The following is a 2,509-nucleotide window of genomic DNA, read 5'->3' as shown; positions in this document are numbered from 1 at the left end:
GTAAGCGCGTAGGGACCCCCACGTATCATTTGGCGCGCTGATCGGGGATTTTGTGCATGAATCATGCGGAGAATCCTATGAGCGACAGTGTGAATCAGCCACGAACATTCGAGGTTTTGACGGCGGCGCCGGTGCGGGCGCGACGCAAGCCGCGCGACTGGCCGGACGAGGAGAAGGAGCGCCTGATTGCAGAGACGTTGTTGCCTGGGGCCAATGTCTCGGCGATCGCGCGTGCTGAGGGATTGGATCCCTCGCAGCTTTACGGGTGGCGTCGCAAGGCGCTGTCATCGGGGATGGTTGCGCCCCTGACGGAAGCCGCGAAGCAGGAAGTCAAGTTCGCGCGCGTTGAGCCGGTGGCAAGTTCTACGGTGGAAATCGTCATCGGTGATGTCGTGGTGCGCGTCGCCGGCGCTATCGAGTCGGATCACCTGGCGAAGATACTCCGGGCGGTCCGCAAGGCATGATCGCGTCCGGCGTCGTCGTTTACGTGTCGTGCCAGCCGGTCGACTTCCGCAAAGGTGCGGCATCCTTGATGGCTCTGGTCAGAGATGGCGGTCTCGACCCATTCAACGGCGCGCTTTATGTGTTCCGATCGAAGCGGGCGGACCGCGTTCGCATCGTCTGGTGGGATGGCAGCGGCGTCTGCCTCTATTCGAAAACGCTCGAGGAGCAGAGCTTTTGCTGGCCGGGCATATCGGCCGCCCGGATACGCCTGGACCATTCGCAATTAATGGCGCTTCTAGCCGGTCTGGATTGGAAAAAGATCCGGCCAACCAAGGTCAGGCGGCCGTTGCTAACGGGCTGATCAGGACTGCGGCAAGATGAATCATGCTGCTGTAATGATTGGGAAAGCGGCTATTTTTGTGCTCTACATGACCCCATGGATTTGCCCCTTAGCGACCTGCCGGACGACGTTGATGCGCTGAAAGCGATGGTCCTCGCGCTGGCGCGCGAACAGGCTGAGAAGGAGGCCCGGCTGAAGGCGGCCGAGGCTGAGATCGCGCGGTTGGAGGCGGTTGAGAAGAGCGCCAACGAGCGGATTGCCAACCTGACCTTGATCATGAAGGTTTTGCAGCGCACGCAAAATGGCAAGCGCTCTGAGCGGCTCCGCCTCGGGGTCAACGACGAGCAGGTCTCCTTTGCTTTCGAAGAGGTCGAAACCGGCCTATCGGCAATCCGCAGCGAACTCGACCGCGCGGCCAAAGACAAGCCGAAGCGCGCGCCGCGTCCGCGCAAAGGTTTTGCCGCCCATCTAGAGCGCATCGAGGAGGTCATCGAGCCGGAAATCCCGGCCGGATGCGAGGGGCTGGCAAAGGTTCTGATCGGAGAGGACCGCTCGGAGCGGCTGGACGTCGTGCCGCCGAAGTTCAGGGTCATCGTGACGCGTCGCCCTAAGTACGCTTTCCGGGGCAGCGATGGCGTGGTCCAGGCCCTGGCGCCGGCACACATCATCGAAGGCGGCCTGCCGACGGAACGGCTGCTCGCCTATATCGCCGTTTCCAAATACGCCGATGGTCTTCCTCTTTATCGGCAGGAAGCGATCTATTTGCGTGATGGCGTCGAGATCAGCCGATCGCTGATGGCCCAATGGATGGGGCATCTGGGCTTCGAACTGCAGATGCTGGCCGATTATATCCTGGAGAGGGTCAAGGAAGGCGAAAGGATCTTTGCAGACGAGACGACCCTGCCCACTCTTGCGCCCGGTTCGGGCAAAACCACCAAGGCCTGGCTTTGGGCTTACGCACGCGACGACCGCCCCTATGGCGGAACCAGTCCGCCGATGGTGGCCTATCGTTTTGAAGACAGCAGAGGCGCGGATTGCGTGACGCGTCATCTCTCCGGATTCACCGGCATCCTGCAAGTGGATGGCTACTCGGCCTATACCAGTCTCGCCAAGACGCGGGCGAAAACCGGCAGCAACGAAACGGTCCAGCTTGCAGGATGTTGGGCACATCTACGGCGCAAGTTTTATGACCTGCACATCAGCGGAGTCTCGCAGGCCGCCACAGACACTGTCCTGGCAATGACCGAGCTCTGGCGCATCGAGGATGAAGTTCGCGGTAAGGATGCCGACAGCCGCGCCGCCCGGCGCCAGGAGAAATCCTCGGCCACCGTCGCCAGCCTCTTCGAGCTCTGGGAAAAGGAACTGGGCAAGGTCTCGGGAAAATCCAAAACCGCCGAGGCGATCCGCTACGCGCTCACCCGGCGCGAGGCGCTGGAACGCTTTCTGACGGACGGTCGCATCGAGATCGACTCCAACATCGTCGAACGGGCGATCAGGCCCCAAACGATTACGAGAAAGAATAGCCTATTCGCCGGCAGCGAGGGCGGTGGACGAACTTGGGCGACGGTGGCCACCTTGTTGCAGACCTGCAAAATGAATGGCGTCGATCCGTTCGACTGGCTCTCGCAGACCTTGACCCGCATCGCTCAAGGCTGGCCCGCATCCGAAATCGAAGCCCTCATGCCCTGGAACTTCAGGTCAGACGCCGTCAGCTAAGCGCTTACG

Annotated in this window: 3 protein-coding genes; all 3 read left to right on the top strand. The window is 61.3% G+C overall.

The window, feature by feature from the left end; all coding sequences use genetic code 11:
- Positions 1–77: 77 nt before the first annotated feature.
- The 3 genes from IB277_RS37495 to IB277_RS37485 all read left to right on the top strand — a co-directional run bounded on the left by IB277_RS37495 (position 78) and on the right by IB277_RS37485 (position 2,500).
- Entirely contained in the window at positions 78–464 is a 387-nt protein-coding gene (locus tag IB277_RS37495) for a transposase (protein ID WP_192373391.1), read from the top strand.
- Positions 461–805, top strand: coding sequence for an IS66 family insertion sequence element accessory protein TnpB (gene tnpB, locus IB277_RS37490; RefSeq protein ID WP_003537853.1), 345 nt, complete (start codon positions 461–463; stop codon positions 803–805). The genes IB277_RS37495 and tnpB overlap by 4 nt, the downstream gene beginning before the upstream one ends.
- A gap of 75 nt (positions 806–880) precedes the next feature.
- Complete coding sequence (locus tag IB277_RS37485) at positions 881–2,500, top strand: IS66 family transposase (RefSeq protein ID WP_192373388.1); 1,620 nt, start codon at positions 881–883, stop codon at positions 2,498–2,500.
- Positions 2,501–2,509 lie beyond the last annotated feature (9 nt).

Source organism: Ensifer sp. ENS07, from assembly GCF_014852185.1.
Classification (GTDB): domain Bacteria; phylum Pseudomonadota; class Alphaproteobacteria; order Rhizobiales; family Rhizobiaceae; genus Ensifer; species Ensifer adhaerens.
This window is presented reverse-complemented; position numbering and strand designations above follow the sequence as displayed.

Coding starts and splice junctions, on each gene's coding strand:
- IB277_RS37495 (WP_192373391.1), top strand. CDS start 78: ATGAGCGACAGTGTGAATCAGCCACGAACATTCGAGGTTTTGACGGCG.
- tnpB (WP_003537853.1), top strand. CDS start 461: ATGATCGCGTCCGGCGTCGTCGTTTACGTGTCGTGCCAGCCGGTCGAC.
- IB277_RS37485 (WP_192373388.1), top strand. CDS start 881: ATGGATTTGCCCCTTAGCGACCTGCCGGACGACGTTGATGCGCTGAAA.